The organism is Burkholderia sp. MS389 (genome assembly GCF_016899425.1).
In the GTDB taxonomy this organism is placed as follows: Bacteria; Pseudomonadota; Gammaproteobacteria; order Burkholderiales; family Burkholderiaceae; genus Burkholderia; species Burkholderia sola.
This window is the reverse complement of the sequence record NZ_CP045996.1, coordinates 785,148-811,344: the sequence shown is the minus strand read 5'-3', so window position 1 is coordinate 811,344 and position 26,197 is coordinate 785,148. Positions and strand designations below refer to the sequence as shown.

Annotated in this window: 33 protein-coding genes; 24 read left to right on the top strand and 9 right to left on the bottom strand. The window is 67.7% G+C overall.

What is annotated here, in order from left to right:
* Nucleotides 1–56: 56 nt before the first annotated feature.
* The gene (locus GJG85_RS33290) at nucleotides 57–767 is read right to left on the bottom strand and encodes a response regulator (RefSeq protein ID WP_050017807.1); all 711 of its coding nucleotides are present in this window, start codon (nucleotides 765–767) and stop codon (nucleotides 57–59) included.
* Between the two features lie 585 nt (nucleotides 768–1,352).
* Between GJG85_RS33290 and GJG85_RS33285 the strand changes: the two genes are divergently transcribed.
* Both GJG85_RS33285 and GJG85_RS33280 read left to right on the top strand, forming a co-directional pair.
* The gene (locus tag GJG85_RS33285) at nucleotides 1,353–1,685 is read left to right on the top strand and encodes a hypothetical protein (protein WP_050017808.1); all 333 of its coding nucleotides are present in this window, start codon (nucleotides 1,353–1,355) and stop codon (nucleotides 1,683–1,685) included.
* A gap of 23 nt (nucleotides 1,686–1,708) precedes the next feature.
* Nucleotides 1,709–1,930, top strand: a complete 222-nt coding sequence (locus GJG85_RS33280; protein ID WP_050017809.1) for a hypothetical protein — start codon at nucleotides 1,709–1,711, stop codon at nucleotides 1,928–1,930.
* A 22-nt stretch (nucleotides 1,931–1,952) separates the two neighbouring features.
* Here the strand turns inward: GJG85_RS33280 and GJG85_RS33275 are convergent, their stop codons facing one another.
* From GJG85_RS33275 to GJG85_RS35150, 3 genes are all read right to left on the bottom strand, one after another.
* Nucleotides 1,953–2,519 (bottom strand): GNAT family N-acetyltransferase, encoded by a 567-nt coding sequence (locus GJG85_RS33275; protein WP_050017810.1) that lies wholly within the window; start codon nucleotides 2,517–2,519, stop codon nucleotides 1,953–1,955.
* Between the two features lie 140 nt (nucleotides 2,520–2,659).
* The gene (locus GJG85_RS33270) at nucleotides 2,660–2,881 is read right to left on the bottom strand and encodes a hypothetical protein (protein WP_050017811.1); all 222 of its coding nucleotides are present in this window, start codon (nucleotides 2,879–2,881) and stop codon (nucleotides 2,660–2,662) included.
* 65 nt (nucleotides 2,882–2,946) lie between these two features.
* Complete coding sequence (locus GJG85_RS35150) at nucleotides 2,947–3,450, bottom strand: HPr family phosphocarrier protein (protein WP_239469008.1); 504 nt, start codon at nucleotides 3,448–3,450, stop codon at nucleotides 2,947–2,949.
* Between the two features lie 140 nt (nucleotides 3,451–3,590).
* On the opposite strand from GJG85_RS35150, the gene GJG85_RS33260 reads away from it, so the two are divergent.
* Both GJG85_RS33260 and GJG85_RS33255 read left to right on the top strand, forming a co-directional pair.
* Nucleotides 3,591–3,932, top strand: coding sequence for a zinc ribbon domain-containing protein YjdM (locus tag GJG85_RS33260; protein ID WP_006489167.1), 342 nt, complete (start codon nucleotides 3,591–3,593; stop codon nucleotides 3,930–3,932).
* An 81-nt stretch (nucleotides 3,933–4,013) separates the two neighbouring features.
* Entirely contained in the window at nucleotides 4,014–4,850 is an 837-nt protein-coding gene (locus tag GJG85_RS33255; RefSeq protein ID WP_089490378.1) for a spermidine synthase, read from the top strand.
* A 76-nt stretch (nucleotides 4,851–4,926) separates the two neighbouring features.
* Here GJG85_RS33255 and GJG85_RS33250 read toward each other — a convergent pair whose 3' ends face one another.
* Both GJG85_RS33250 and GJG85_RS33245 read right to left on the bottom strand, forming a co-directional pair.
* Nucleotides 4,927–5,112, bottom strand: coding sequence for a ribbon-helix-helix protein, CopG family (locus GJG85_RS33250; RefSeq protein ID WP_006489181.1), 186 nt, complete (start codon nucleotides 5,110–5,112; stop codon nucleotides 4,927–4,929).
* Nucleotides 5,113–5,208: 96 nt separating this feature from the next.
* Nucleotides 5,209–5,967: a YoaK family protein gene (locus GJG85_RS33245; protein WP_089490379.1), complete on the bottom strand. Its 759-nt coding sequence runs from the start codon at nucleotides 5,965–5,967 to the stop codon at nucleotides 5,209–5,211.
* A 245-nt stretch (nucleotides 5,968–6,212) separates the two neighbouring features.
* On the opposite strand from GJG85_RS33245, the gene GJG85_RS33240 reads away from it, so the two are divergent.
* The 11 genes from GJG85_RS33240 to GJG85_RS33190 all read left to right on the top strand — a co-directional run bounded on the left by GJG85_RS33240 (nucleotide 6,213) and on the right by GJG85_RS33190 (nucleotide 15,536).
* A complete protein-coding gene (locus GJG85_RS33240; protein ID WP_050017815.1) occupies nucleotides 6,213–6,563 on the top strand; it encodes a hypothetical protein in 351 nt (116 codons plus the stop codon).
* Entirely contained in the window at nucleotides 6,560–6,772 is a 213-nt protein-coding gene (locus GJG85_RS33235) for a twin transmembrane helix small protein (protein ID WP_006489184.1), read from the top strand. The genes GJG85_RS33240 and GJG85_RS33235 overlap by 4 nt, the downstream gene beginning before the upstream one ends.
* Before the next feature lie 36 nt (nucleotides 6,773–6,808).
* Nucleotides 6,809–7,087, top strand: coding sequence for a hypothetical protein (locus GJG85_RS35145; protein WP_235356312.1), 279 nt, complete (start codon nucleotides 6,809–6,811; stop codon nucleotides 7,085–7,087).
* A 179-nt stretch (nucleotides 7,088–7,266) separates the two neighbouring features.
* Nucleotides 7,267–8,070 carry a transporter substrate-binding domain-containing protein gene (locus tag GJG85_RS33225; RefSeq protein WP_050017817.1) on the top strand — a complete coding sequence of 268 codons (804 nt, stop codon included), beginning with the start codon at nucleotides 7,267–7,269 and terminating at the stop codon, nucleotides 8,068–8,070.
* A 4-nt stretch (nucleotides 8,071–8,074) separates the two neighbouring features.
* Nucleotides 8,075–8,809: an ABC transporter permease subunit gene (locus tag GJG85_RS33220; protein WP_050017818.1), complete on the top strand. Its 735-nt coding sequence runs from the start codon at nucleotides 8,075–8,077 to the stop codon at nucleotides 8,807–8,809.
* Nucleotides 8,806–9,573 (top strand): ABC transporter permease subunit, encoded by a 768-nt coding sequence (locus GJG85_RS33215; protein ID WP_124630973.1) that lies wholly within the window; start codon nucleotides 8,806–8,808, stop codon nucleotides 9,571–9,573. Before GJG85_RS33220 ends, GJG85_RS33215 begins: the two co-directional genes overlap by 4 nt.
* A gap of 26 nt (nucleotides 9,574–9,599) precedes the next feature.
* Entirely contained in the window at nucleotides 9,600–10,982 is a 1,383-nt protein-coding gene (locus GJG85_RS33210) for an NtaA/DmoA family FMN-dependent monooxygenase (protein WP_050017820.1), read from the top strand.
* 102 nt (nucleotides 10,983–11,084) lie between these two features.
* Nucleotides 11,085–12,653, top strand: a complete 1,569-nt coding sequence (locus tag GJG85_RS33205) for a sugar ABC transporter ATP-binding protein (protein ID WP_204384531.1) — start codon at nucleotides 11,085–11,087, stop codon at nucleotides 12,651–12,653.
* A complete protein-coding gene (locus tag GJG85_RS33200; protein WP_124653438.1) occupies nucleotides 12,650–13,708 on the top strand; it encodes an ABC transporter permease in 1,059 nt (352 codons plus the stop codon). Before GJG85_RS33205 ends, GJG85_RS33200 begins: the two co-directional genes overlap by 4 nt.
* Before the next feature lie 166 nt (nucleotides 13,709–13,874).
* Nucleotides 13,875–14,945 (top strand): substrate-binding domain-containing protein, encoded by a 1,071-nt coding sequence (locus GJG85_RS33195; protein ID WP_050017823.1) that lies wholly within the window; start codon nucleotides 13,875–13,877, stop codon nucleotides 14,943–14,945.
* A 60-nt stretch (nucleotides 14,946–15,005) separates the two neighbouring features.
* Nucleotides 15,006–15,536: an OsmC family protein gene (locus GJG85_RS33190; RefSeq protein ID WP_089490382.1), complete on the top strand. Its 531-nt coding sequence runs from the start codon at nucleotides 15,006–15,008 to the stop codon at nucleotides 15,534–15,536.
* A 142-nt stretch (nucleotides 15,537–15,678) separates the two neighbouring features.
* Here GJG85_RS33190 and GJG85_RS33185 read toward each other — a convergent pair whose 3' ends face one another.
* On the bottom strand, nucleotides 15,679–16,599 hold the full coding sequence (locus GJG85_RS33185) for an AraC family transcriptional regulator (protein ID WP_124555846.1): 921 nt from the start codon (nucleotides 16,597–16,599) through the stop codon (nucleotides 15,679–15,681).
* A 139-nt stretch (nucleotides 16,600–16,738) separates the two neighbouring features.
* Here GJG85_RS33185 and GJG85_RS33180 point away from each other — a divergent pair, with 139 nt between their 5' ends.
* Complete coding sequence (locus GJG85_RS33180; protein WP_204384530.1) at nucleotides 16,739–17,704, top strand: SDR family NAD(P)-dependent oxidoreductase; 966 nt, start codon at nucleotides 16,739–16,741, stop codon at nucleotides 17,702–17,704.
* A 69-nt stretch (nucleotides 17,705–17,773) separates the two neighbouring features.
* On the opposite strand, the gene GJG85_RS33175 is transcribed toward GJG85_RS33180, so the two are convergent.
* Together GJG85_RS33175 and GJG85_RS33170 are read right to left on the bottom strand one after the other, a co-directional pair.
* Nucleotides 17,774–19,078: a HipA domain-containing protein gene (locus tag GJG85_RS33175; protein ID WP_204384529.1), complete on the bottom strand. Its 1,305-nt coding sequence runs from the start codon at nucleotides 19,076–19,078 to the stop codon at nucleotides 17,774–17,776.
* Nucleotides 19,068–19,352: a helix-turn-helix transcriptional regulator gene (locus GJG85_RS33170; RefSeq protein WP_050017827.1), complete on the bottom strand. Its 285-nt coding sequence runs from the start codon at nucleotides 19,350–19,352 to the stop codon at nucleotides 19,068–19,070. The genes GJG85_RS33175 and GJG85_RS33170 overlap by 11 nt, the downstream gene beginning before the upstream one ends.
* A 500-nt stretch (nucleotides 19,353–19,852) precedes the next feature.
* Between GJG85_RS33170 and GJG85_RS33165 the strand changes: the two genes are divergently transcribed.
* The 8 genes from GJG85_RS33165 (at nucleotide 19,853) to GJG85_RS33130 (ending at nucleotide 26,096) form a co-directional block, all read left to right on the top strand.
* Nucleotides 19,853–20,563, top strand: a complete 711-nt coding sequence (locus tag GJG85_RS33165; protein WP_089490385.1) for an MgtC/SapB family protein — start codon at nucleotides 19,853–19,855, stop codon at nucleotides 20,561–20,563.
* 71 nt (nucleotides 20,564–20,634) lie between these two features.
* Nucleotides 20,635–21,060, top strand: coding sequence for a CBS domain-containing protein (locus GJG85_RS33160; protein ID WP_050017829.1), 426 nt, complete (start codon nucleotides 20,635–20,637; stop codon nucleotides 21,058–21,060).
* 26 nt (nucleotides 21,061–21,086) lie between these two features.
* Nucleotides 21,087–21,356, top strand: a complete 270-nt coding sequence (locus GJG85_RS33155) for a DUF2934 domain-containing protein (protein ID WP_050017847.1) — start codon at nucleotides 21,087–21,089, stop codon at nucleotides 21,354–21,356.
* Nucleotides 21,357–21,391: 35 nt separating this feature from the next.
* Complete coding sequence (locus tag GJG85_RS33150) at nucleotides 21,392–21,553, top strand: alpha helical protein (RefSeq protein ID WP_124630965.1); 162 nt, start codon at nucleotides 21,392–21,394, stop codon at nucleotides 21,551–21,553.
* 649 nt (nucleotides 21,554–22,202) lie between these two features.
* Nucleotides 22,203–23,075, top strand: coding sequence for a TauD/TfdA family dioxygenase (locus GJG85_RS33145; RefSeq protein ID WP_239469038.1), 873 nt, complete (start codon nucleotides 22,203–22,205; stop codon nucleotides 23,073–23,075).
* Between the two features lie 48 nt (nucleotides 23,076–23,123).
* Entirely contained in the window at nucleotides 23,124–24,155 is a 1,032-nt protein-coding gene (locus tag GJG85_RS33140; RefSeq protein ID WP_204384528.1) for an ABC transporter substrate-binding protein, read from the top strand.
* 67 nt (nucleotides 24,156–24,222) lie between these two features.
* Nucleotides 24,223–25,212 carry an ABC transporter ATP-binding protein gene (locus GJG85_RS33135; RefSeq protein WP_204384527.1) on the top strand — a complete coding sequence of 330 codons (990 nt, stop codon included), beginning with the start codon at nucleotides 24,223–24,225 and terminating at the stop codon, nucleotides 25,210–25,212.
* Nucleotides 25,209–26,096, top strand: a complete 888-nt coding sequence (locus tag GJG85_RS33130) for an ABC transporter permease (RefSeq protein ID WP_204384525.1) — start codon at nucleotides 25,209–25,211, stop codon at nucleotides 26,094–26,096. The genes GJG85_RS33135 and GJG85_RS33130 overlap by 4 nt, the downstream gene beginning before the upstream one ends.
* Nucleotides 26,097–26,197 lie beyond the last annotated feature (101 nt).

The window sequence follows — 26,197 nt, the reverse complement described above, 5'->3', positions numbered from 1 at the left end:
CGCGCGCCGAGCATCGCGGGCCGCGCGCTACGCAGCTCGTCCGCTCACGCGCGGCCTCAATCCCACGCGTGCTTGCTGAACTGATAGCCCTTCGAGCGGATGGTCTTGATCCGTTTCGGTTCGTTCGCATCGTCGCGCAGCTTGCGGCGCAGCTTCGAGATGCGGCCGTCGATCGAGCGATCGAGGCCGTCGAACGCGATGCCGCGCAGCAGCAGCGTCAGGTCTTCCCGGCTGACCACCTCGCCGGCGCGGCACGCGAGCGCCCACAGCAGGTCGAATTCGGTCGACGTCAGGCGCGGCATGCTGCCGTCAGGAAGATGCACGCGGCGGTCGGTCCGGTCGATGGAGAACTTGCCGAACACGTATCGCTGCGGCGAATCCGGCACGGGGTCGCCCGTCGGCGCGCGCGTACGCCGCAACTGCGCCTTGATCCGCGCGAGCAGCAGGCGCGGCTCGACCGGCTTGCGGAGAAAGTCGTCCGCGCCGAGTTCCAGGCCGAGCAATTCGTCGAACGGTTCGTCGCGGCCCGTCACCATGATCACGATGCCGTCGTAGTGCATGCGCGCCTCGCGGCAGATCTCGAAGCCGTCCTTGCCCGGCAGATTGACGTCGAGCAGCACGAGGTCGGGGTGGCTCGCGACGATCGCCGGCACCGCGCCGGCGCCGTCGAACAGCGTATCCACCAGGTAATGATGCTTGCGCAGGTAATCGGCGATCAGCGCGGACAGCGGGACGTCGTCTTCGACGAGCAGGATTCGGATGGGCATCGCTAAACGAAGGGGCAAACGGGAAGGTGGCGAGCGGTCAGGCCCAGTCCGAGCGCGTCGTAGCCGAAGCGACGTGGATGATACTGCGCAACATTCCAATGGAATGTGGTGAATTCTGAATCGTTCGGTGAGCTTAGCTATGGGGGAATCGCCGCTGCCGGGTGAAACGCAGGGGGTGGGCGGGGCAGGGCCGCGCGCGGCCGAAACGGGTCGATGCGAGATCCGGCGCGGCGCTCGCGACGATGCGCGAGCAGGCATCCTTCAGACGAAAACGTTTGCGCCGATGCGCTGTCGCGAACGTCGTTCGCACTGGCCGAACCCAGGCCAGGCAAGGTTAGTCGACATATCATTACAAAATATTACCGACGTCCCGGCATCCTGCTCCCTACAATTCCCGAACCTGACTGACGCGCCTCGCATCGTGCGATCGCCGCTGGTTCCCGAGCGCGTCGACGGCCGGTTTCGACGGCACGTCGCGTCATGCTGCTCGGGTGCGGAACCGGCTGCGCGTGGGTCGAATCGACGCCGCGCCGGCTCCCGACGGGCCCGCAAGCGGACAGTACGAATCATTCACGGGGAAACGAAATGACGCCGTTGCAAGTCGTCCAGCGTCTCGATGCACTCACGCACGCGATCGAAGCCGCGGTGGCGCGTGCCGACTGGAACGAGGCCGTCCGGGCCGCCGAGATGCGTTCGGCGTTTATCGTTGCGCTTGCACCCAATCAACCGGCCGCGGTCGTGTCGGCGCTGATGAAGGTGCAGGAGATGGACGTCAGGATTTCCACGGTCGCGCGCGACACGCTGGAGGCGCTCATCGCGGAGGGCTGGCAAGCGTTGCATGAAACCCGCTTGGCAACGAACGCACTGAGGGCGCAGCAGCGGTTGCCCGATCCGGGCGCGGCGGCTACGCGACACTAAGACTCGCTTCCTTCGGTGGTGGAATGAAATTCAAGAAACGCACCGGTCACGTCGATGCAACGCGGTGGTTCGCCGACGGCGACCATGAACGGGTGGAGCGCCGTCACGGCGGGTGGGCGGTCGCGACGCCGGAAGGCTGGCGTTCGGTGAAGCCGGGCGACTGGATCCTGCGCGACGAATGCGGTAACTGCTGGCCGATGGACGACGGCCTCTTCATGCATTGCTACGAACCGGTCGCCGACTGACTCGCCCGCCGGTTCGCCCAACCTATCGACGCTTGCGCGAAAACATCAGCGACTCCGCGTCGTTGAAGCGGATGCGCTGCGGCGCGCCGTAACCGGCTTTCTCCGCGACCCGGATCGACGCGACGTTGGTCGGCGCGATCAGGCACACGCTGCGCTCGAATCGCTGCTGCGCGTCGAGCCATGCGAGCGCGGCCGCGAGCGCCTCGGTCGCATAGCCGTTGCCTTGCGCCCACGTCGCCAGCGCCCAGCCGGCCTCCGGCACGCCACGAATCGACGGCTCGATGTTGCGGTGGAAATCCGCGAAGCCGAGATCGCCGACATACCGGCCCGACGCCTTTTCCCGAATCGCCCAGTACCCATAGCCGAGCAGCGGCCACAGCCCGCGATACGCGAGCATGCGCATCCACGAGTCGCGCGGCGTGGAAGGCGTGCCGTTGAAGATGTGCGCGACGACGCCGGGCTCCGCCCACATCGCGGCGAGCGCGTCGAAGTCGCCGAGCGGGTGGCCTTCGAGGATCAGGCGTGGCGTGTCGAGAACGGGCGGGGACGAGACGGGTGGCACGGCGCTGATTGTCATCGGGCGTTCCATGAGGAAAGGACGGCGACGCAGGGCGCCGCGCTTGGGTCCCGTACGATACCGCGTAAACGGCGATGCGGACGCAATTCCCCGCCCGCATCGGGGTAGGCATGCGCATCGCGCGGATGGCCGGGGTTCGGCGGTGGCAGGGGTTACTTGCGGCTTTTCAGAAAGGAGCGCCCTTCGGCCGTGATCGACGCGCCGGAGCGCCCGTGCGCGGGATGGCTGACGAACCCGGCGTTGACGAGCTCCCGCGCGATCGACCAGCCGAGCGCCGGCGCGTCGCGGCCGTAGCGAACATCGGCGAGGCGTTCGAGCGCCCAGATCGCGGAGGCCGACAGGTTGGGGGTGTTGGGCGTGAGAGTCTCGTTCATCGCTTCCTCGTGAAATGGCGTTTCGGGATGGACGGCGCGTGGCCGCGGGATCGGCGGCGCACGCGTCAGCGTGCTTGCAGCAACGGCAGCAGCGCGTGCAGCGCCGCTTCCTCGTCGGGGCCGGTGGCGAGCACCTGCGCCGACGTGCCGCCGTGAACCTGCAGCGACGCGATCGCGCCGCTGTCTTTTGCGTTGCTGCGGTGCCCGTTCGCGATCAGCTGGATGTCGCTGTCGAAACGGCGTGCCGCGTCGACCGCCGCGTCGCGCGCGGCGCGGCCGCGATTGCGGTTCCATGCGGGGCCGATTTCAACGTACACAACGGTTGCCACGATGCTGGAAAGCATCCGGACAGGTGGGCGGGGCGGTGCACGACATGCACGGTGCACGGTTGCGCACGTGTTGCGGACATCGGGCGGCCGGCATGTCACGATTTCCCGCAGGGTCGCGGGGCGCCGGCCGGGCGGATTGCGCGCGCCATTCGGCGCGAACGTGCCGACATCCGCTGCGAAGGCGCATTCAAGTTCGCGGATTGTCGGAAGTGGACGATTATAATGCATCCGCCAGATCATGTGAATTGCATTATAATGCCGTGTGCGCCGATGCCGGCCCGCCGCACTGCCGGCGGAGCGAGTCGCCGCGCCTCCGGGCGCGCAACGTGCTCGCCCGGCATCGTCGATCGACCCGAACCCCTCCCCGAATGGAAGCTGCAATGAACGCCCCTGCCTGCCCGCAATGCGCGATGGAAAACACTTACCCGGACGGCGCGCTGACCGTGTGCGCGGACTGCGGCCATGAATGGTCGGCCGACGCCGGCGCCGAGGCCGGCGACGAACCGGCGGGCGACGTCGTCAAGGACGCGAACGGCAACGTGCTGTCCGACGGCGATTCGGTCGTGCTGATCAAGGACTTGCGCGTGAAGGGTTCGTCGATCACGCTGAAGATGGGCACCAAGGTCAAGAGCATCCGGCTCGTCGGCGGCGATCACGAGGTCGACTGCAAGACCGACATGGGCGGCTTCATGCTGAAGGCGTGCTACCTGAAGAAGGTCTGAGCGCACGGTCCAGGCGACCGTTGCATCCGCGTTTTCATTCGCTGCTTTTTCAGCCGCTGCTTGTCAACCGATTACCCGCACATGGCCGAGGATCGAACTTCCTACGACGCGTTCGTCAGGTTCCTGGCGACGCCGCTGAACGACGGCCGGCCGTTCGTGCTGGAGACGCAGCACGCGGTCTCGCTGCACTTCGATCATCTCGGCACCCAGAGCTTCATGTCGCTGCGCGATCCGGTGCGGCTCGCGCTCGGCTATACGCGCGTGATGATGGGCTTTCTGCTGTTGCAGGCCGAGCCCGCGCACATCTGCATGCTCGGGCTCGGCGGCGGGTCGCTCGCGAAGTACTGCTACCGCCACCTGCCCGGCACGTCGATCGACGCGGTCGAGATCAATCCGGACGTGATCGCGCTGCGCGACGTGTTCAGGATTCCTGCCGACGACGCGCGCTTTCGCGTGGTATGCGCCGACGGCGCCGATCATCTGGAGCGGGCGGATGTGCGCACGGATGTGATCCTGCACGATGCATTCGTCGCCGACGGTATGCGCGGCCGCTGTACGGGCGGCACATTTCTCGATGCGTGCCGCGCGCGCTTGAGCGAAGCCGGCGTGCTCGCGATCAACTTCATGGACGACGATTCGGCATTGCCGCAGCACCTCGAGCAGTTGCGATCGGTATTCGGCTCGTCGTATGCGCTGGTGCCGTGCGGCGACGACAACAACTTCGTTGCATTCGCATGGAAGGACGGCAGCCGGCTGCCGTCGCTGCGTATCCTGCTGGAGCGGGCGCTTGCGTGCCCGCAGGCGGGAGAACTGAAGCTGGCCGCCACCGCGAGGCGCATGAAGCACGGCGAGGGCATCGATCCGCGGCGGCTGGTGTGGCGTGCGCAATCGCACGAACGTTGGGAGATCGGCGCGTGATGGTGACGGAGGTGGCGGCGGCCGTGGCTACCGCGCCGACGCCGCGCGCCTTTGCGGCCGCGCTTACTTCACGCGCTTACTTCACGCGCTTGCCGATCGCGCTGCGAGTCTTGTACGTGACGCCGTGCCGGTCGAGATATTCGCGGATCAACTGCCGCACGACTTGCGACGGCGTAAGATCCTGCTCCGCGCAGAGCATCTCGAAGGCTTCCTTCTTCGCGGGATCGATCAGGACGGTCAGGCGGGCGGTTTTCGTTTCCATGACGGGGCGAGAGTGATCAGTATGTTAATCAAATTATAATCGATGCGCTGTCGGCTCGAGCTCCGGAAGCGCCCAAGTGCCGCCCGTGGCACACGATCAGCGCTTGGCGCGCAGCAGCGCGAACAGGTCGTCGAGCACCGGCACGATCGCGAGCGTGACGAGTACCGCGGCGAGCGGCACGGTCGATACGTAGCCCACGTGCTTGAAGCCGATGGCGCCGGCCAGGCCGCCGACGAAGAACGACGCGAGCATCGTCGCGTGTATCCTCAGTTTCGAACGGTTGGCGATCACCGCATGCGCGTCGACGTCGATGGCCGACCGATTCCAGTAGAACAGCTTGCCGAGCTCGATGCCGAGATCGGTCACGATGCCGGTGATGTGCGTCGTGCGGATTTCCGCGCCGGACAGCTTCGTGATCGTCGCGTTCTGCAGCCCCATGATGAAGCACAGCAGCGTCACGGTCACCGGCACGAAGAACGTTTCCCACAGCGCGAGATGGCTGCCGAGCAGTCCGAACAGCAACAGCAGCGCGGCCTCGACCAGCAGCGGCAGCATGAACTGGCTGTGCAGCCCGCGGCGGCGCCCCCAGTTGACGAGGATCGCCGAGCAACTGGCGCCGATCAGGAACGACCCCAGCGAACTGATGCCGGCGAGCGCGAGCCGCACGTCGCCGAGCGCCGTCTGGTCGGCGATCGCCGATACGATGCCGCTCATGTGCGACGTGTATTGCTTGACCGCGAGAAAGCCGCCGGCATTGGCCGCGCCGGCGACGAACGCGAGCGAAAACCCGAGCTGGCGGTTCGCGGTCGCGCTGCGGTGTTTTCCCGTCAGGGTTCGAAAGTACTGCGCTGGCATAAGGGCTTCGCTCGATCGTCGCGGATTCGCGGGTACAGGCGGAAAACCGGTGCGGATGGCGTGACGGGCACGCTGCTTGCACCGGATCCTGGGGCTGTCGAATCATGTGATGAACATGATAATGTCATTATCATACTCTGTTGGCAGGATGGTGCTTTCAGTACAATGATGCAACGCGCGGCGGCTGGCGGTTTCGACGCCGCGCGGCGCTCGCTCACTCGCGATTCCCTTCTGCTCACCGCTTCATGACCCCGATCAAGTTCATCCTTCGCTACACGGCGATCCCGTTCACGGCCATCGTCGCCGTGGTGATCTGGACCGTCATACCTTCGTCGAAAGAGATCGATGCGAGACAATATGCGGCGCTGTCGCGCGGGTACGCAAGTTTCCCGCTGCCGTTTCGGCGCGAGATCTCGGACACGATGGAACACGGCACGATCAACGACCGGCGCTACCAGGCGCTCGTGCGCGATTCGCTCGGCAACGGCGTCGCGCTGGACTGGCCGGCATCGGGTGTCGGCGGCGTCGCCGACGAGCGGCAAAAACTGGCCGAACTGATTCAGGCCGATTCGGATCTTCAAAGGCAACGGCAATGAAAACCCTGCTGGTTTCTGTGGCATTCGCGATGATCATCGCGAGCCTGATCTTCGCGCTGTACTTCATGAATCACGATCGCGGCAAATCCAAGCGGATGGCGTGGTCGCTCGCCGCGCGCGTCGGGTTGTCGGTCACGCTGTTTCTGTCGCTGCTGATCGCGTACAAGCTCGGCTGGATCGAACCGACCGGGTTGCCGATCGGGCGGTGACGCGCGGTTGTCGCGCGGGCGGCGGCGCGCGTCGCCGTGAATACCGACCGCGTCGAGTCCTTCGCCGATGATCCAGCCGACCGGATAGCGCGGGTCGAACGAACCGTACGGGTCCCGCGCGATCCGTTGCAGCCGTGTACGGCGGGCGCGCCGCCGCTGCACGGGCTCGGCCAGCCGGACCGGGAAGACCTGCTGCTCAACGGCTTGCTGCCCGAGTTGCGGCGGCGCGATCTGCTCGATATCGACCATATGGGCGGCGATTTCCGCGCGAATCTGGAACTGCCGGCGTTGCGGCGCGAGGCCGTGGCGGCGTGAACGACGGATGAACCGCGTACCGTGCCGGACGTCGGACGGTACGCGGTTGCGCGCATATCGCGCGATCAGATATCCATCGAAAAAATAACCATTTGGTACACGCTTCGGCGCGCATTACAGTCACGCCTCCTGCCGGCTGCAACGCCGGTCGTTCCGACGTTATTCCAGAAATGCGCCACATGAATCGTTTGATGCGTTCCGGGGGCCGCCGTGTCGCGGCCGCGCTGTTCGTGCTCGGCCTTGCGCCGGTTTCCCATGCGGCCCAGCCGACGGTGCGCGTCGGCATCGACGCCGAGTCGTACCCGCCGTTCTTTTCGAAGGATGCCTCCGGCAAGTGGAAGGGCTGGGAAATCGACGTGCTCGAGGCCGCGTGCGGCAAGCTGAACGTGCGCTGCGAGCTTACCGACATTGCGTGGGACGGCCTGATTCCGGCGTTGCAGAACCGCAAGATCGACGTGATCTGGTCGTCGATGACGATCACCGGTGAGCGGCAGAAAGCCATCGATTTCAGCCGCGCGTATTACGAATCGCCGACCGTGTTCGTCGGCGCGAAAAGCGACCGGCGCCGCGTCGACTGCGCGGTGCCCGCCACCTTCAAGGGCCGCGTGATCGGCGTCGAGGCCGGCACGAACTTCTCGGCGTTCCTCGATGCCCGCTTCAAGCAGGATGCGCAGATCAAGGCGTTCGACAAGTTCGACAATGCGCTCGCGGATCTGGTGTCCGGTCGCGTCGACTACGTGCAGGAAGGCAAGGGGCTGTTCACGGCGTTCCTCGCGTCGCGCGACGGCAAGGACTTCGAGGTCAAGGCCACGTGCGCGGACAATCCGGTGTTGGGGCTCGGCATCGGCGCGGGTGTGCGGCATGGCGATGCGCTGCGCGGCAAGCTGTCGACCGCGATCGCGCAACTGCAGCAGGACGGCACGTGGGATGCGATCACCGCCCGCTATCCGAACCTGAAAGGCACGATCGAGAAGGGTCGCTGAGCGCATGGCCGGCGACGATTCGCTGCTCGCGTTGCTCGCATTCGGCGACGGCGGTTATGGCCGCGTGTTCGCGGGCGCGTTCGCGCTGACATTCGGCGTCGCGGCGGCATCGTTCTGCACCGGCGTGCTGCTCGGCATCGCCGGCGCGCTCGGCAAGCTGTCGCGATACGCGGCGCTCGTGTGGCTGGCGCGCCTCTACACGACGCTCGTGCGCGCGCTGCCCGAGCTGTTGTGCCTGCTGCTCGCGTTCTACGCGGTCGCGCCAGCCATCGAGAACGCGCTGCGCGGCAGCGGCATCGTGTCCGGCGACTTCGCGTTCGATCCGTTCGTCGTCGCCGCGCTGTCGCTCGGTTTCATCCAGGGTGCGTATCTCACCGACATCTTCCGCGCGGCGCTCGTCAACGTGCCGGTCGGTGAGATCGAAGCCGCGCACGCGTACGGGATGACGCCCTGGCAGACGTTCGCGCGCATCCGGCTCCCGGCCGCCGCGCGGCTCGCGCTGCCGGGCGTCGGCAACGTGTGGCTGAACGCGACCAAGGACGCGTCGTTCATCAGCGTGCTCGGTTCGTTCACGGATCTGCTGAAGGCGAGCCAGCTCGCGGCCGGTGCGACGCGGCACTACGTCTTCTTCTATCTGGTCACGGCCGCACTGTTCCTGCTGCTGAGCATCACGTCGACCGGCATTTTCGCGGCGCTCGAACGGCATGCGAATCGCGGCACGAGGCGCGCGACGACATGATCTTCTCGCTGCCTTTTCTGCTCGACACGGTGATGCCGAAGCTGCTCGCCGCGGTGCCGACCACGCTCGCGCTGACGTTTTGGTCGGGCGCGGCCAGCGTGCTGCTGGGCGTGCCGCTCGCGCTCGCCGCCGGTGCACGCCATCCGCCGCTGCGCTGGTCCGCGCGCGGCTGGCTCATGCTGATCCGCGGCACGCCGCTGCTCGTTCAGCTCTATCTGCTGTACTACGGATTCGGGCAGATCGTTCCGCGCGAATGGATGCGCGACAGCTGGGCGTCGCCGCTGCTGCGCGACGCGTTCTGGTACGCGATCGTCGCGTTGAGCGTGAACGAGAGCGCGTACGTCGCGACGATCCTGCGCGGCGCGATCGCCGGCGTGCCGGCCGGCGAGATCGAGGCCGGCCATGCCTACGGGATGACGCGCATGCAGGTGCTGCGCCGCATCGTCGGGCCGCGTGCATGGCGGCTTGCGCTGCCTGCGCTCACCGGCGAGGCAATCCTGCTGCTGAAATCGACCGTCCTCGCGTCGACCGTGACCGTGTTCGACGTGATGGGCACGGCCAATACGCTGCGCTTCGAGACGTTGCGCGTGTACGAACCGCTGGCTGGCGCGGCGATCGTCTATGTCGTGCTGGTCGCGCTGCTGACCATTCCCGCCGCCCGTCTCGAGAAGCGCATCAATCGCTACCTGACGCGCACGCCCGACGACCGCGTGTCCGCACCGCGCGGCCGCGCGTCGTCGGGCGCGTGGGCGGCACCCAACTGATTTCTTGCCTGGTACCGATTTCGACGATGTCCGATCCTCGCCCCTTGCTGTTTTCCCTGTACGAACAAGCCAGCGTCGGCTGCGGCGGCGCGCCGAGCCTGTGGACCCATCCCGCCGACGAGCGGCTGCGCGCGAATACGCTCCCGTTCTGGTCGAACCTCGCGCGCACGGCCGAGCAGGCCGATCTCGACATGCTGTTCTTCGCGGACGTGCTCGGCCTGTACGACGTCTATGGCGGGTCGGCCGACGCCGCGGTGCAGTGGGCGGTCGAGGCGCCCGCGAACGATCCGATGATGCTGATTCCGGCGCTCGTCGCGCAGACCGAGCGGCTCGCGTTCGGCGTGACGGCGAGCACGACGTACGAGCATCCGTTCGCGCTCGCGCGCCGCTTCAGCACGCTCGATCATCTGAGCAACGGCCGGATCGGCTGGAACATCGTGACGTCCTACCTGACGAGCGCGGCGCGCAACTTCGGGCTCGACCGGATGATCGGCCATGACGAACGCTATGCGCGCGCGGAGGAATTTCTCGACGTCGTCTACAAACTGTGGGAAGGAAGCTGGGCGGACGACGCGGTCGTCGCCGACAAGCACGCGCCGCGCTATGCGCGTGGCGACCGCGTGCGGCCAATCGCGCACGAAGGCAGGCATTACCGCGTGCAGGGGCCGCACGTCTGTGCGCCGTCGCCGCAGCGCTCGCCCGTACTGATCCAGGCCGGCTGGTCGGGGCGCGGGCGCGAGTTCGCGGCGAAGCACGCGGAAGTGGTGTTCGTCGCGAAGTCGAATCCGCACGAGATTCGCGCGGGCCTCGACGAGATTCGCCGGCGCGCGGCCGAGCGCGGCCGCGCGGCGGACGACGTGAAGTCGCTGACGGTGCTGCGGATCGTGACCGCGCGCTCGTCGGGCGACGCGAAGGAGAAATATCACACGCTGCAGCAGCACTATCACCAGCACGCGCAGCTCGTCAGCTATGCGGGCGACACCGGCATCGACATCGACCGCTATGCGGACGACGAACCGCTGACGACGCAGACGGAAGGGCTGACGTCCTACGTGGTGCGGCCGGATGGCAGCGGCAAGCCGCTCACCGCCGGCGACGTGCGGCGCAAGTTCGCGAGCGTCACGCGCGGCACCGACCTGATCCTCGTCGGCTCCCCCGACGAAGTCGCGGACCAACTCGCCGAGCATGCGCGGCAGTCGACGACGAGCGGCTACATGCTCAATCCGCTGATCAGCCCGGGCACGCTCGACGATTTCGCCGAACTGATCGTGCCGGAACTGAAAAAGCGCGGCCTGTACCGGACGTCGCCGGCGGGCGGCACCTTCCGTTCCCGGCTGAGCGGGCGCGACCGCCTGCCGGACACGGCCCATGGCGCGTCGTTCCGGTTTCCCGTGCCTGAAGCGGGCTGACGATCCGATCGATACCGAACGACTTTCCGCGGAGTGGCATGACATGACCGATGACGTACTGTTCCTGCTGCAACCGCATCGTGCCGGCCGGAATCTTCCGGCATGAATCGCGCGACGAACGAAACCGTGGACGCGACGCGGCGCGAAGATCGCCCCCGTCGATCGGCGTTGCCGCCCGTCCTGAGCGCCACGGGCATCGCGAAGCGATTCGACGCGACCGTCGCACTGTCGGCGCTCGACCTGTCGATCGGCGCCGGCGAAGTCGTCGCGTTGATGGGCGCGAACGGCGCGGGCAAGTCGACCTTCGTCAAGATCCTGAGCGGTGCGCTGCACGCGGACGGCGGCACGCTGACGCTGCGCGGCGAACCGTATCGGCCGGCGTCGCCGCACGCGGCCAAGCGGCTCGGTGTCGCGACCGTGCACCAGTCGGTGGCCGATGCCGTCGTGCCGACGCTGTCGATCGCGGACAACCTGCTGCTCGACCGGCTGTGCGATCCGGCGTCGCCGTGGCGCGTGCCGCCGGCAGCTCGCCGCGACGCGGCACGATCGCTCGCCGCGCGGGTCGGGCTCGACGTCGACCTGGCGGCGCCGCTCGCCGCGCTGTCGCTGGCCGACCAGCAACGTGTGACGCTGGCGCGTGCGCTGGCCGGGCAACCGTCGTTGCTGATTCTCGACGAGCCGACCGCGAGCCTGTCAGCGGCGGAGGCCGAGCGGCTGTTCGTGCTGGTGGACGCGTTGCGCCGCGATGGCGTCGCCATCCTGCTGGTATCGCATCGGCTCGGCGATTTGCGCCGCATCGCCGATCGCGCGGCGATCGTCCGCGACGGCCGGATCGTCGCCGATCTGGCCGCGCCGATCGATTTCGACGCCGCGGTGGAAACGATGATCGGGCGGCCCTTGCCGCGTGCGCGTGCAGCAGCGCCGGAGCGTGCCGGGCGGGTCGAATCCGCAGGTGTGGTCGGCTCAGGCTTCAGCGCGCGGCAGGTCCGGCTGACGCCGACCGGCACGCCGTTCGACCTCGACGTCCGGCGCGGCGAGATCGTCGCGATCGCGGGCCCCGTCGGCGGCGGCAAATCGCGCTTCGCGCGGACGATCTTCGGCGCGGTGCGGGCGGCGGCCGGCGAGATGACGCTCGACGGCCGGCCGTGGCGGCCACGTTCGCCGGCGGACGCGATTCGCGCCGGCGTATTCCTGGCCGGCGAGGACCGCTGGCGCACGTCGCTGTTCCCCGACAGCGTCCCGTTCGCATCGATCGCGGGCACGATCGGCTTTCCGTTCCTGTCGCGCTGGTTCGCGAGCGGCGCGGTGCGCCGAGCGCGCGAACGCACGGCCGCCGCGGCGGCGATCGCGCGGTTCGGCATTCGCTGCGAGGGGCCCGACGATCGCGTCGCGCACCTGTCCGGCGGCAACCAGCAGAAGGTCGTGCTCGCGCGCTGGCACGCCGAACCGGCGCGGCTGTTGCTGCTCGACGAGCCGTTCCAGGGCATCGATGCGGGCGCGCGCGCCGATATCGTCGATACGCTGCGGCGTCATGCGCATGAGCGCGCGACGATCGTGTTCGTCAGCGATCTCGAGGAAGCCGCCGAGATCGCCGATCGTATCGTGCGGTTCGATCGCGCGACGCTCGATTGCCAGCCTCCGACTTCTTCCATCGTGCGTGCCTGCTCATGAAACCCGTGACTTCTTCCGCTGACCGTCATGCCGCATCCGTCCAACGTTCGTCGCGCCCCTGGCCGGTCCGTCTCCGCGATGCGCTCGAACGGACCGGCATCCTGCTCGTGCTGGCGATCCTCGTGGTCGTATTCGCGCGCAAGGAGCCCGCGTTCCTGAACCTCGACAATCTGTTCAGCATCCTGCAGGCGGTGTCGATCGTCGCGTTGCTCGGCATCGGCGTGACGGTCACGCTCGCGGCCGGCGGTTTCGACCTGTCGGTCGGCAGCATGGCCGCGACCGCGCAGATGGCCGCGAGCTACGTGCTGGTCGTCTGGCACGGCAGCGCGTGGGCTGCCGCGCTCGCCTGCGTCGCGCTTGGCGTGGCCGCCGGCTTGTTCAACGGCTTGCTGATTACGCGGCTGCGCGTGCCCGACCAGCTCGCGACGCTGGGCACGCTGTTCCTGCTGGCCGGCCTGCAGTTGATTCCGACCGGCGGCCGTTCGCTCGCGACCGGCTCCGTGCTGCCGGACGGCACCGACGCCACCGGCGTGTTCCCCAACGCGTTCCTCGCGCTCGGCCGCCTGCGCGTGTTCGACGTCGTACCGTTGCCGGTGCTGCTGCTGGCGGCCGTGACGGTGCTGGCCTGCATCACGATGGAAGCGACGCGCTGGGGCCGCGTGATCTACGCGATCGGCGGCAACGAAACGGCCGCGCGGCTGGCCGGTGCGCCGGCCGCGCGCTACCGTGTCGCCGCGTACGTCGTGTCGGGCGCGATCGCGTCGCTGGGCGGCGTGCTGATCGCCGCGCGAGTTGGCCGCGGCGACGTGAGTGCGGGCCACTCGCTGCTGCTCGACGCGGTGGCGGCCGCGCTGATCGGTTACGCGGTGTGGGGCGCGAAGCGGCCCAACGTGTTCGGCACGGTCGTCGGCGCGGTGTTCGTCGGCGTGTTGCTCAACGGGCTGACGATGCTGAATGCTCCCTACTATATGCAGGACTTCATCAAGGGCGTGCTCCTCGTGCTCGCCCTGGCGTTTACGTTCGGCATCGGTCGCCGTACGGATGCCCGGGCGTGACGGTGAGGGCGCCAAGACTCGGTTCCTGCGTCCAAGGGTCCGAAGAATCTTCAAGCTTGACCGTTTGTTATCCAAAGTAATATCGATTGCCGAATCGGTCGGTTTGAGTTCGCGTGCCGTGCTGATAGATTGAGCCGATATCGTCCTGTACGGAGACAGACACGCCATGCGCTCGTTGCTTCGCCGAAAGTCGCGCCTCGAACCGAAACTCGGAGCACTCGTATTGGGCGCCGCACTCGCGCTCGGTATGCCCGCGGCACACGCCGGCCCGCTCAAGGGCGCGCCCGCACCGTTCGACAAGGGCGGCGTGAAGATCGCGCTCGTCAACTACCTGTCGACCGGCGATTTCTTCCAGGCCTACGAAGCCGGCGCGCAGAAGCAGGCACGCGCGCTCGGCGTCGATCTGCGCATCTACGAAGGGCGGCAGGACGCAGCCGAACAGCGCGAGCAGATTCAGCAGGCAATCAACATCGGCGTGTCCGCGATCATCGTCAATCACGGCTTGCCGGAATCGTTGAAGGACGTCGTTCAGCGTGCGCTCGACAAAGGCATCAAGGTCGTCGCGTTCGACGTCGATCTCGCCAATCCGAAGGTGCCGCAGATCGAGCAGAACGATCGCGACCTCGCGAACCTGCTGCTCGATCAGGCGGTGAAGGACAACGGCGACGCGTTCTCGGCAGGGTATGTGTACGTGGCCGGATTCGCGCCGCTCGACCGGCGCGATGCCGCGTGGCGCGATTTCAAGCGCGCGCACCCGCAGGTTCGGGAAAAGGCGCGCTGGGGCACCGTCGACAATCCGATCGCGCAGTCGGTCGCGAACCAGGCGGCGGCCGTGTATCGCGCGAATCCGGACATTCGCGTCGTGTTCGCGCCGTACGACGAATTCGCGCGCGGCGCGAAGCTCGCGGCCGACGAGGCCCGGCTGTCGTCGAAGCTGCGCATCTACAGCGCGGACGTGTCGACGGCCGACATCGAGGCCATCCGCGCGCCGAACAGCGCATGGGTCGCGACGGCCGCGACCAATCCGGCGGTCGTCGGCGCGGTGTCGGTGCGGGCCGCGGCGCTGCTGGTCGCCGGGCAAAACCCGGGCGCGCGCATCGCGGTCAAGCCGACGCTGATCACGCGCGACGATCTTGTGAAGAACGACATTCATACCGTGGCCGAACTCGGCGCGAAGTTCCCGGCGTTCCGCGCGAGCGACGCGGCGACGGCCGCGTGGATTCCGGCGATCGACTGATCGCTTCGGCGCGCAGTGAACCGATCCGTCGCGTGCGTGCCGCCTGCCCATGACTTGACCATGACGACCCTGAACGACTATCTCGCGCAAAAGCGCGATGCGTGGCACGCGAAGCAGCAGGCCGCTCGCAACGATCCCGATTTCAAGGCGACGCCGCTGAAGGCGACCGTGCGCGCGCTCGGCCGCAGCGGCGTGCGCGAGATCCGGATTCGCGATTTCCAGGTGATCAGCGACAGCCCGCCCGATTTCGCGGGCTACAACCTGGGGCCTGCATCGCCGGAGTTGCAGCTTGGCGTGCTCGGCAGTTGCCTCACGCACATCACGTTGATCCAGGCCGCGGAGCGGGGCTTGAAGATCGACGCGGTCGAAGTCGAAGTCACCGGCGACCAGCATCCGCTCGCGCAGCAGCCCGGGTTCGAACAGGTGCCGGTATTCCCGCACAACATCCGCTATACGCTGGACATCGTGTCGCCGGAGCCGCCGGAGGCGATCCGTGCATTGCATCAGGCGGTCGAGGAGGTGTGCCCGATCTTCAACCTGCTGAGGCTGCCGCAGCACATCGACGGGGAATTGCGGCATACCGGCGCGTGATGCGTGACGCATTGCTGCACGGCCAAGTTTGGAAATGAAATAGACGTATTGTGATAAGAATACTTATCCTGATAGTCGTAATGCGAATGCATGACGTTGACGAATTCGCGCCGCCACGCGCCCGACGAGGGCGGTCACGACGCTAGTTGCGCGGTTCCTTCGTCACGTCATGACGATAGGCGCGCGGCGAGCAGCCCACGATGCGTTTGAACGCATGGCCGAACGCGCTATCCGAGTCGTAGCCGAGCCGCTGCGCAATCGCCGAGATCGACGCGTTCGATCTGCGCAGTTCGCGCATCGCCAGCTGGATCCGCCAGCGCAGCACGTATTCGAGCGGCCCGAACCCGAGCCGCCGCTTGAAATGCAGCGCGAACGTCGAACGCGACACGTGGCAGCAGGCCGCCAGCGCGTCGACGGTCCAGCGCCGCTCGGGCGCGGCGTGAATCGCGGCCAGCGCCGCGCTGACGCGCGCATCCGCGAACCCGGCCAGCCACCCGACATCGCCGTTCGCGCCGGCGTCCACATAGCGCCGCAGGATCTGCACCAGCATCATGTGGCCGAGATGCCGGACCATCAGCGACCCGCCCGGCGACGCCGCGCCGAATTCCCGTGCGAGCTGCTGCAGCGACCAGCGCAGCACCGCCGCCGGTTCGGAATCGCCGCTGACGACAACCACGGGCGGCAGGCTGCCGAGCAGCAGCGGCATGCCTTCCTCGTACGCGAAGCGGCCGCCGATCAGAAAGCAGTCGGCCGGTTCGCCGTAGTGCGCGATACCGCGTTCGAGATGCCGGTACACGTCGGCGGCCGGCACCGGCGCGACCGACGGATCACTCGCCAGCGAAAATGCCCGCGGCGCGGCGAGCAGGAAGCAGTCCCCCGTGCGCAGCCGGACAGGCGGCCCCGCACCGTCCACGGTCAGCCAGCAACTGCCTTCGACCACCGCGTTGAACTTGATCCCGTCGGGCGGCGGAAGGTCGACCGCCCACGGGCCGCCGGCCCGCAGGCCGGTGAAAAACGAGTCGCGCGTTTCCAGCAGCGACAGCACTTCCGATAGCGGGTCCACGCGCAATCCCCGGACGATCTCGACGAAAACCCGGATTCTATTGCATTCACAGTCCGGATGCGCGGCCGGAGAATGATCTCGTGCAGTGACGCGGCCGACGGGCGGCCGCGCGCATCGAGCATCATTCCAGGAGCTTTCGATGACGAACAGGCAGCATCCCCTTCATTCCGGATTCGACGCGGGATCGACGGCGACCGACGTACTGGCCGGCCTCGACTTGCACGGCAAGACCGCCATCGTCACGGGCGGCCATTCGGGTCTCGGCCTCGAAACCACGCGGGCACTGGCGCAGGCCGGTGCGCACGTTGTCGTCGGCGCACGGAGCGCCGCGGCCGCGCGCGAAGCGACGCGCGGCATCGCCGGCGTGGAGATCGCGACGCTCGATCTCGCGGACCCCGCGAGCGTGGCCGCATTCGCCGCGCGGTTCGTCGACGCGCGTCGCGACGTGCATGTCGTCATCAACAGCGCGGGCATCATGGCGTGCCCGGAAACTCGCTTGGGCGACGGCCGGGAAGCGCAGATGGCCGTCAATCACCTCGGTCACTACGCGCTCGTCAACCGGCTGTGGCCGGCGCTCGCGCACGGCGACGGCGCGCGCGTGGTTGCGGTGTCGTCGCTCGGGCACCGGCTGTCGCCGATCCGCTGGGACGATATCGATTTCGCGCGCGGTTACGACAAATGGCTCGCGTACGGGCAGTCGAAAACCGCCAACGCGTTGTTCGCGGTACAGCTCGACGTGCTCGGTGCGCCGTTCGGGGTTCGCGCGTATTCGCTGCATCCGGGCAAGATCGCGACGCCGCTGCAGCGTCATCTGACGCGCGCGGAAATGATGGCGCAGGGCTGGGTCGACGAGCACGGCGTGCCGATCGATCCGACCTTCAAAACGCCTGCGCGGGGCGCGGCAACCCAGGTATGGGCGGCGACGTCGCCGCGCATTGCCGATCTCGGCGGCGTCTATTGCGAGGATTGCGACGTCGCGATGGTGACGCGCGGCAACGAGGAATCGGGCGTGCGGCCGCATGCGATCGATCCGGAGGACGCGGCGCGGCTGTGGGCGTGGTCCGCCGCGGCGACGGGCGTCGATGCCTTTGCCGTGCGCCGTTGACGCCCACGCATTCGCCGGCCCGGGCGCCGCGCGGGTATCGGCGGCGATTCGATACTCGCGCGTGGCAGTCTATCCGCGCGTCTTTCGCAGCGCGCGCCCCATTTCCGCGATCGGCATCGCGACGATCGAATTCAGCAACCGCATTTCCCCGGCGTCCGGATGCGCGATCTTTCGCACTTCATCGAGCGTCTGCTCGACGTGACGATCGAGCGCTTCGAGAAAGCGCTGCAGTTCGCTGGCGGCCGCTTTCTCCCTGAGCCCGAGCGCCTGGCCGAACGCGACGAGTGCATCCACGCCGATATCGGCGAACCGCGTCGCATTCCCGAGCGGCATCGTCAGCTCGCAGTGCGGCCAGTGATCGCCGCGATGGTCGGGCCGGTGCGTCGGCGTGTGATACACGACCGTGCTGACGATGTCGTAGAACGGCGCGAGCCGGTAGCCGCGCGCGTCGACGAAGAACGACAGGTTCTTCAGGTGCGCGTCGGCATTGCCGACCACCACGTTGAACACGGTCCAGCGGAACACCGACAGACGCGTGAGCGCGCGCGTGCTGGTGCGGTCGATCGCGCGGGCCAGTTCCTGTGCATTCGCCCGCTGGTACTTGAAACCGCGGTCGTAGTTGAGCAGTTGCATCGCGTCGATCGTATGCACGCGCCCGGCCGGTTCCGACGCGACGTCGCGGTCGAACCGGTCGATCACGTAGCACGCGGACGGCGCGCGCAGGAAATGCACGTCGGGCACGTCGAGCCCCATCTTTTTCGCGAGCCGCATGCAGAAGAACTCGTTGATCGCCGAATGCGGATAGCCGGCCGCGCGCATGTCGGGTTTGAGCAGGTGCATCGACGGTTCGCTGCCGACCGGCTCGAACAGCGCGTAGTCGGGCGCGTTGCCGCGCAGCACCAGCAGCAGCTTCTGCTGCGCGCCGGCCGCCGACATGCGCTTGGGCGCGGTGGCCGTCAGCGCGCGCTCGGGCATCGCCTGGATCCGGCGCTCGAGCTCGTCGAGCGGCAGCGGCTGCAGGCCGCCGGGCGTTTCCTGCTCGCCGTCGGCCAGCAGCGTCAGCGCGCCGGCCGATTCGCGGCCGAAGTACGCGAGCAGGCCCCACGCGTCGGCGGCATCGACCTTCGCCTCGCGCGCGAGCGACGTGCGCATGCCTTCCTCGGGCAGCAGGTTGTCGAAGAACCACTGGACCGGGCGATCGGTCGACGTGTCGGTGAACACGTCTGCGCGCAGCGCAAACGCCGGCGACAGCGGATACGCGGCCGGCGACGCGAGCCACTGCGGGGCGTACGCGAACGACCAGATCCCCTTGTCGTCGGTCAGCGTGCCCATGCGCACGCCGTTCGCGGACGCGATCAGCGTTCTAGCCGCCATAGCTGCTCCTGCGGCGTTGCGCGGCCTTCAGCGCGGTGGCTTCGGAGATCTCGATCGACGACTCCGCGTACAGCCGCACGCCGAGCTCGCTCAGCAGCAGCATGACCTTGCCGATTTGCGCGGTCGGTTTGCCGGCTTCCACCTGGCTGATGAATTTCGGCGACAGCCCGGTCGCGTTCGCGAGTTCGTCCCGCGTGAATCCCTGCTGGATTCGCGCCGCGCGAATGAAGTGGGCGAGCGCGCCGATCGTGTCGACGGATTGGGACTCCGACATGACGTTCTCCGTGCTTCGTATCTGATCGGGAACAGTATTGCATAACTCGCGGGGTTGGGCAGCAGTTCGTATTCGTACGGGAACGAACGAATGATCCCGACGGCTTGGATGCCATTTCGTTCCCAATCGGGAACGAAATATCGAGAAAAGGGGCGTAGGAACAGTATTCGTATCCGATCGGATGCGAAGAGAAGGGACGTGGGCGCCTTCGCATGCGCGTCCGACCGGCCACGCCGGATCGTGCGCGCGGCGGATGGCTGCAGGGGCCGCCGGCTTGCCGCCGTCCCGTGCGCGGAGTGGCGACGCGCGATCGTGCCGCGAAGAACGTCCGGACACCGTAGCCGCGGTGGCAAGGTGTGCGCAGCACGCGCCTTTCTACAATTTCCTCCGACGTACTACACGCGTCGCCCCCTCGGGAAAGCAGGCCCGATCCTTGCGCCGCGCTGGCGTCGTCGGCGGCGTTCGCGCCCCGACGCACGACGATTTGCATGGGAGGGCGCATGGAACCGATGCCGGTCGTACTGCAGTGGCACGACGTTCTGGTCAGGATCGCGCTGGCGCTCGTCGCGGGTGGGTTGATCGGCGTCGATCGCAGCGAATCCGGCAAGACGGCCGGCCTGCGCACGACGATCCTCGTCTGCCTCGCCTCGTGCCTGTCGATGCTGCAGGTCAATGCGCTGCTGCTGCAGGCGGGCAAACCGGAGGGCGCGTTCTCGGTGCTCGACCTGATGCGGCTGCCGCTCGGCATCCTGACCGGGATGGGCTTCATCGGCGGCGGCGCGATTCTTCATCGCGACGGCCTCGTGTCCGGCGTCACCACGGCCGCGACGTTGTGGTTCGTGACGGTCATCGGGCTGTGCATCGGCGGCGGCCAGTTGTCGCTCGGTGCGGTCGGGCTCGTCCTCGCGCTGCTGGTCGTGTGGCCGCTGCGGTTCGTCGAGCAGCGCTTGCGGCGCGTCAGGACCGCGCTCATCACGGTCGAGTATCCGGTGGGCTCGGCTGCGCGCGAACAACTGGCCGCGAAGCTGCGCGACGCGGGATTCACGTGCCGGACAAAAAGCTTTTGCGAAACGGCCGCACGCGCGGTGCGAGAGGAGGAATTATTCGTGCAGTGGCGCGAAGCGACCGGCGCCGACGTGATGCTGAAGCAACTGATGCGGATCGTCGAGTCGGCCGGCCTGACGTCGGTCCGTTGCTCGACGGAGAACTGACGCGCGCGGCCGCCGGAACGCGCGATGCTCGTGCAGCAGGCCGCCGTCGGCGGTTTATCAAGGAGCGAAACATGACACGTGTATCGGAAGTGATGACACGCGACGCCGCGACCGTCGGTCCGACGCAGAGCCTGCGCGAGGCGGCCAAACTGATGAGCGACCTCAACGTCGGTGCGCTGCCCGTCTGCGACGGCACGCGGCTGATCGGCATGCTGACGGACCGGGACATCGTCGTGCGCGCGGTGTCGATGGGCGTGCCGCCGAACGAGTCGATCGAGGGCGTCGTCAGCGGGCCCGCGAACTGGTGTTACGAGGACGACGACATTTCGGCGGTGCAAAAGAAGATGGAAGACGCGCAGATTCGCCGCGTGCCGGTGGTCGACCGGCAGAAGCGGCTGGTCGGCATCGTCGCGCTGGGCGATCTGGCGACCGCCGCGGACGGCGCGATGTCGTCGACGCTCGGCGCGGTATCGGCGCCGTCGCGCCCGGATCGGTGATCGCCATCGCAGACAAGGAGAACGACATGAACGAAGACAGGGAAACGCAGATCCGCGAGCGTGCGTACCGGCTGTGGCAGGCGGACGGCGCGCCCGACGGCCGGGCCGACGAATACTGGCAGCGGGCCGAGCAACAACTCGATGCCGAGGGCGGCAGCGCGGACGGGAGCGGCGAGCAGGCGGTGGACTGGCCGGTCGATCAGTCCGCGAAGCGCCGCATTCCGGGCGAGCCGCTGCAGGACGTCGATGCGGTGCCGACCGGCGAGGTCGCGCACGAAAGGCGACGCACGCGGTGAAGCGCGGGTAATCGCAAGCCGGAAGGAGAACGAAGATGACGGCGCACGCAGGAGAGAAAGCGGAAAAAACCGGTGACTTTCGATGCGAGAAATGCCACCCGTCGACGCACGTGCAGGCGGAACACCCGATCCCGAAGTGCCCGCACTGCGGTAACGGCACGTACGGCGAGCGTACGCGCGAGCCGGGCAACAAGTAGGCAGGGCGCACGTCGCATCGCGCGTGCCGCGTTGCGTTTTCGCATCGACGCTGCCACGCGCGTTGGGGAGGCTGCGCCGGATGACGCGCCACGTGTAATTTCTTTGGCGGATTCATTCGCTTGGGGTGCGACCGGGCAGTCCGACGACGGCATGTCGCTTGCTGGAAGCGTTGTGGGCCGCCGTGCCACCCATCGCGGCGCGGTGCGGCGCAACGTATTCAGCATCCGCACGGGGAGAAATTCATGACCCGTGACAGTGAACGACAGGACAGCGCGTCGCCCGACGCGGCACGCGAGGCCGCCGACGTACCGAACCGGCGCAACCCGACACCCGGCGGCGAATCGACCGCGCGCCCCGGCATGGGGCGTCGGGCGGTGCGGGGCAGCCATAGTTGGCTGCGCGGCGCGGAGTGCCGCGGCAGGATGCGGGCGGAACCTCCATTGCCACCAGTCGGACGATTCCACGCCCGATCGTCGACGTATGCGCGAGCAGCGATCTTTATCACCGCAGCAGATAAACGTATCCGAATCGCTTCGTTGACGCACGCCGGCACGGCCTCGTAGATTCGCGTTTTGACCGAATCAGGGCCGTGCCGTGACGACTCCCACCCTCCGCGACGCCGCAACGCTTTCCGCCGGGCATCCCGCCCTGCGGCCGGACGGCGCGGCGCAGCATTTCGACATCGTGCCGTTCGACGCGCCGCTCGGCGCCGAGGTGATCGGCGTCGACCTGTCGCAACCGCTCGACGCCGACGATTTCGCGCGCATCCATCGCGCGCACCTCGATCACCACGTATTGGTGTTTCGCGACCAGCGCATCACGCCGGACGAGCACATCGCGTTCAGCCGCCGCTTCGGCCCGCTGCAGATCCACGTGCTGCACCAGTTCGCGCTGGCCGGCCATCCGGAAGTGCTGATCGTGTCGAACATCGTCGAGAACGGCAAGCCGGTCGGGCTCGGCGACGCCGGCCATTTCTGGCATTCCGACCTGTCGTACAAGGAAAAGCCGAGCCTCGGCTCGCTGCTGCACGCGCAGGAACTGCCGGCGGAAGGCGGCGACACGCTGTTCGCGAACATGCATCTCGCGTGGGACACGCTGCCGGCCCATCTGCGCCGCGCGGTCGAGGGGCGGCGCGCCGAGCATACGTATCTCGCGCGCTACGCGGAATTGCAGGCGCGCAGCCCGTGGCGGCCGAACCTGTCGCCCGAACAGATCGCGCAGGTCGCGGCGGTCGTGCATCCGGTCGTGCGCACGCATCCGGAAACCGGCCGCAAGGCGCTGTTCGTCAGCGAGCATTTCACGACGCGCATCGTCGGGCTGCCCGACGACGAAAGCCGCGCGCTGCTCGACGAACTGTTCGCGCACAGCGTGCGCGCCGAGCACCTGTATCGGCACGCGTGGCGCGACCACGATCTGGTGTTCTGGGACAACCGTTCGCTGATGCATCTCGCCGCCGGCACGCCCGACCACCTGCGCCGCAAGCTGTACCGCACGACGATCGAAGGCGACGCGCCTTTCTGAGCCGCGCGCCGCGTCATTCATTTCCGCCGCATCCCGACCGGAGTTCCGATGTCGTTTTCGTTATTGCCGGCGCGTCGCGCGCTGGCGGCCACGCTCACCACCGCGCTCGCCTTCGCGGGCGCACTCATCCCGCAAGCCGCGCATGCGGAGGGCCGCATCCGCATCGCCGAGCAGTTCGGCGTCGTCTACCTGATGCTGAACGTCGCGCGCGACCAGCAACTGATCGAGAAGGAAGGGCGCAAGGCCGGCCTCGACATCAAGGTCGACTGGGTGCGGCTGTCGGGCGGCGCGGCCGTGAACGACGCGCTGCTGTCCGGCGCGGTCGACGTCGCAGGCGCGGGCGTCGGCCCGCTGTTGACCGTGTGGGACCGCACGCGCGGCCGGCAGAACGTGAAGGGCGTCGCGTCGCTCGGCAATTTTCCGTACTACCTCGTGAGCAGCAACCCGAACGTGAAGACGATCACCGACCTGAGCGCGAAGGACCGCATCGCGGTGCCGGCGGTCGGCGTGTCGGTGCAGTCGCGCGTGCTGCAGTACGCGGCCGCGAAGCAGTGGGGCGACAAGCAATTCGACAAGCTCGACGCGCTCACGCAGGCGATTCCGCATCCGGACGCGACGGCCGCGATTCTCGCGAACAGCAACGTGATCACCGGCCACTTCGGCAATCCGCCGTTCCAGGAGCAGGAACTGGCTGGCAACCCGAACGCGCACATCGTGCTGAATTCGTATGACGTGCTCGGCGGCCCGAGCTCCGCGACGGTGCTGTATGCGACCGAGAAATTCCGCGACGACAACCCGAAGACCTATCGCGCGTTCGTTGCCGCGCTCGCCGACGCCGCCCGGCAGATCGCGGCCGATCCCGAGCGCGCGGCCGATACCTATATCCGCGTGAACGGGTCGAAGATCGATCGTGCGCTGCTGCTGAAGATCCTGCGCAATCCGCAGGTGCAGTTCAAGACCGCGCCGCAGAACACGCTGCCGCTCGCGCAGTTCATGCATCGCACCGGCGCGATCCGCAACGAACCGAAGTCGTGGCGCGACTACTTCTTCGACGATCCGGCGACGGCGGGCGGCAGCTGAGCAGCGCCGATGTTCGGGCGCCGCGATCGACGCTTATGCGTCGGTGCGGTTTCGATATGCGCAATCGATGGTTGGTCCGCACGGCGCCCGGCCGTATGTTGATGGTTTTCCCGCAAGAGATTCGATCGTGAACGCCACTTCTCCCCGAACCTGGTTGCCGCCGTATGCGGCACGTGGCGGCGCGTCGCCGGCCGCGCCGGCCGTGGCCGATACGCGTGCCGACGATCGCCCGACCGCGAACGCCGCGCAGGCCGGCACGCACAGCGAACGTCTGCTGGCGATCGACCAGGTCAGCCTCGAATACCGCAGCGGCGCGCGGATCGTTCGTGCGACGCATCAGGTGAGCTTCGACGTGTACGGCAGCGACCGCTTCGTGCTGCTCGGCCCATCGGGCTGCGGGAAGTCGACGCTGCTGAAGGCGATCGCCGGCTTCATCGAGCCCGTCGCGGGTTCGATCGCGCTCGACGGCCGGCCGGTGCGCGGGCCGGGGCCCGACCGCATCGTCGTGTTCCAGGAATTCGATCAGTTGCCGCCGTGGAAGACGGTCGTCGAGAACGTCGCGTTTCCGTTGCGCGCCGCCGCGAAGCTGTCGCGCGCCGAAGCACGCGAGCGCGCGCTGCACTATCTCGACAAGGTCGGCCTCGGCACGTTTGCCGACGCCTATCCGCATACGTTGTCGGGCGGCATGAAACAGCGCGTCGCGATTGCGCGAGCGCTGGCGATGCAGCCACGCGTGCTGCTGATGGACGAGCCGTTCGCCGCGCTCGATGCGCTCACGCGCCGCAAGATGCAGGCGGAACTGCTGCGGCTGTGGGATGAATTCCGCTTCACGCTGCTGTTCGTCACGCACTCGATCGAGGAGGCGCTCGTGGTCGGCAACCGGATTCTGCTGCTGTCGCCGCACCCGGGCCGCGTGCGCGCGGAGCTCAACAGTCACGAGCATTCGCTCGACAACGTCGATACCGGCGACTTCCGCGACAACGTCGCACGGATCCATCGCCTGCTGTTCGACACCGACGCACCGCACGTACCGACGACGGAGGACGCCGCATCATGAGTACGATCGATCCGGCCGTGCCGCCGCTGCCGCCCGTGCGTGCCGAATATACGCGCACGCTCGACACGCTGCCCGACGCCGCGCGCGCGGCGCCGGCGCCGCTGCCGCGCCGCATCGCCGGTGCCGCATGGTTTCGCCGCAGCGTCATCGCGCTCGCGCTGATCGCCGCATGGGAGATCGTCGCGCGCATCGTCGCGAACGATCTGCTCGTCCCGACCTTCGGCGCGACGCTGGCCGCGTTCGTGCAGGGCATCGAGTCGGGCGAACTGCTCGTGAAGACCGGCATCTCGATGTCGGTGCTGCTGCGCGGCTATGCGCTGGGCGTGCTGCTGGCGTTCGCGCTGACGTCGCTCGCGGTATCGACGCGCATCGGCCGCGATCTGCTGACGATGCTCACGTCGATGTTCAATCCGCTGCCGTCGATCGCGTTGCTGCCGATCGCGCTGCTGTGGTTCGGGCTCGGCACCGGCAGCCTGCTGTTCGTGCTCGTGCACGCGGTGCTGTGGCCGCTCGCGCTGAGCATCTATACCGGCTTCGTCGGCGTGCCCGCCACGCTCAAAATGGCCGGGCGCAACTACGGGCTCACGGGCCTGCGCCAGATCGCGCTGATCCTCGTGCCGGCCGCGCTGCCGTCGATCCTGTCGGGGCTGCGCGTCGGGTGGGCCTTCGCGTGGCGCACGCTGATCGCCGCCGAGCTCGTGTTCGGCGCGAGCGCGGGGCAGGGCGGCCTCGGCTGGTACATCTTCCAGAACCGCAACGAGCTGTATACGGACCGCGTGTTCGCCGGTCTCGCGGCCGTCATCGTGATCGGGCTGCTGGTCGAGAACCTCGTGTTCGATACGCTCGAGCGCGTGACCGTGCGGCGCTGGGGCATTCAGCACTGACGGCGTCCGTACGCGATCAATCCCGGCGCGGGCATAACGTAAGCTGAAATCGGCTTTTTACGCGCGGCGGGGGCGTCCCTATACTTGCGGACACCGTGTCG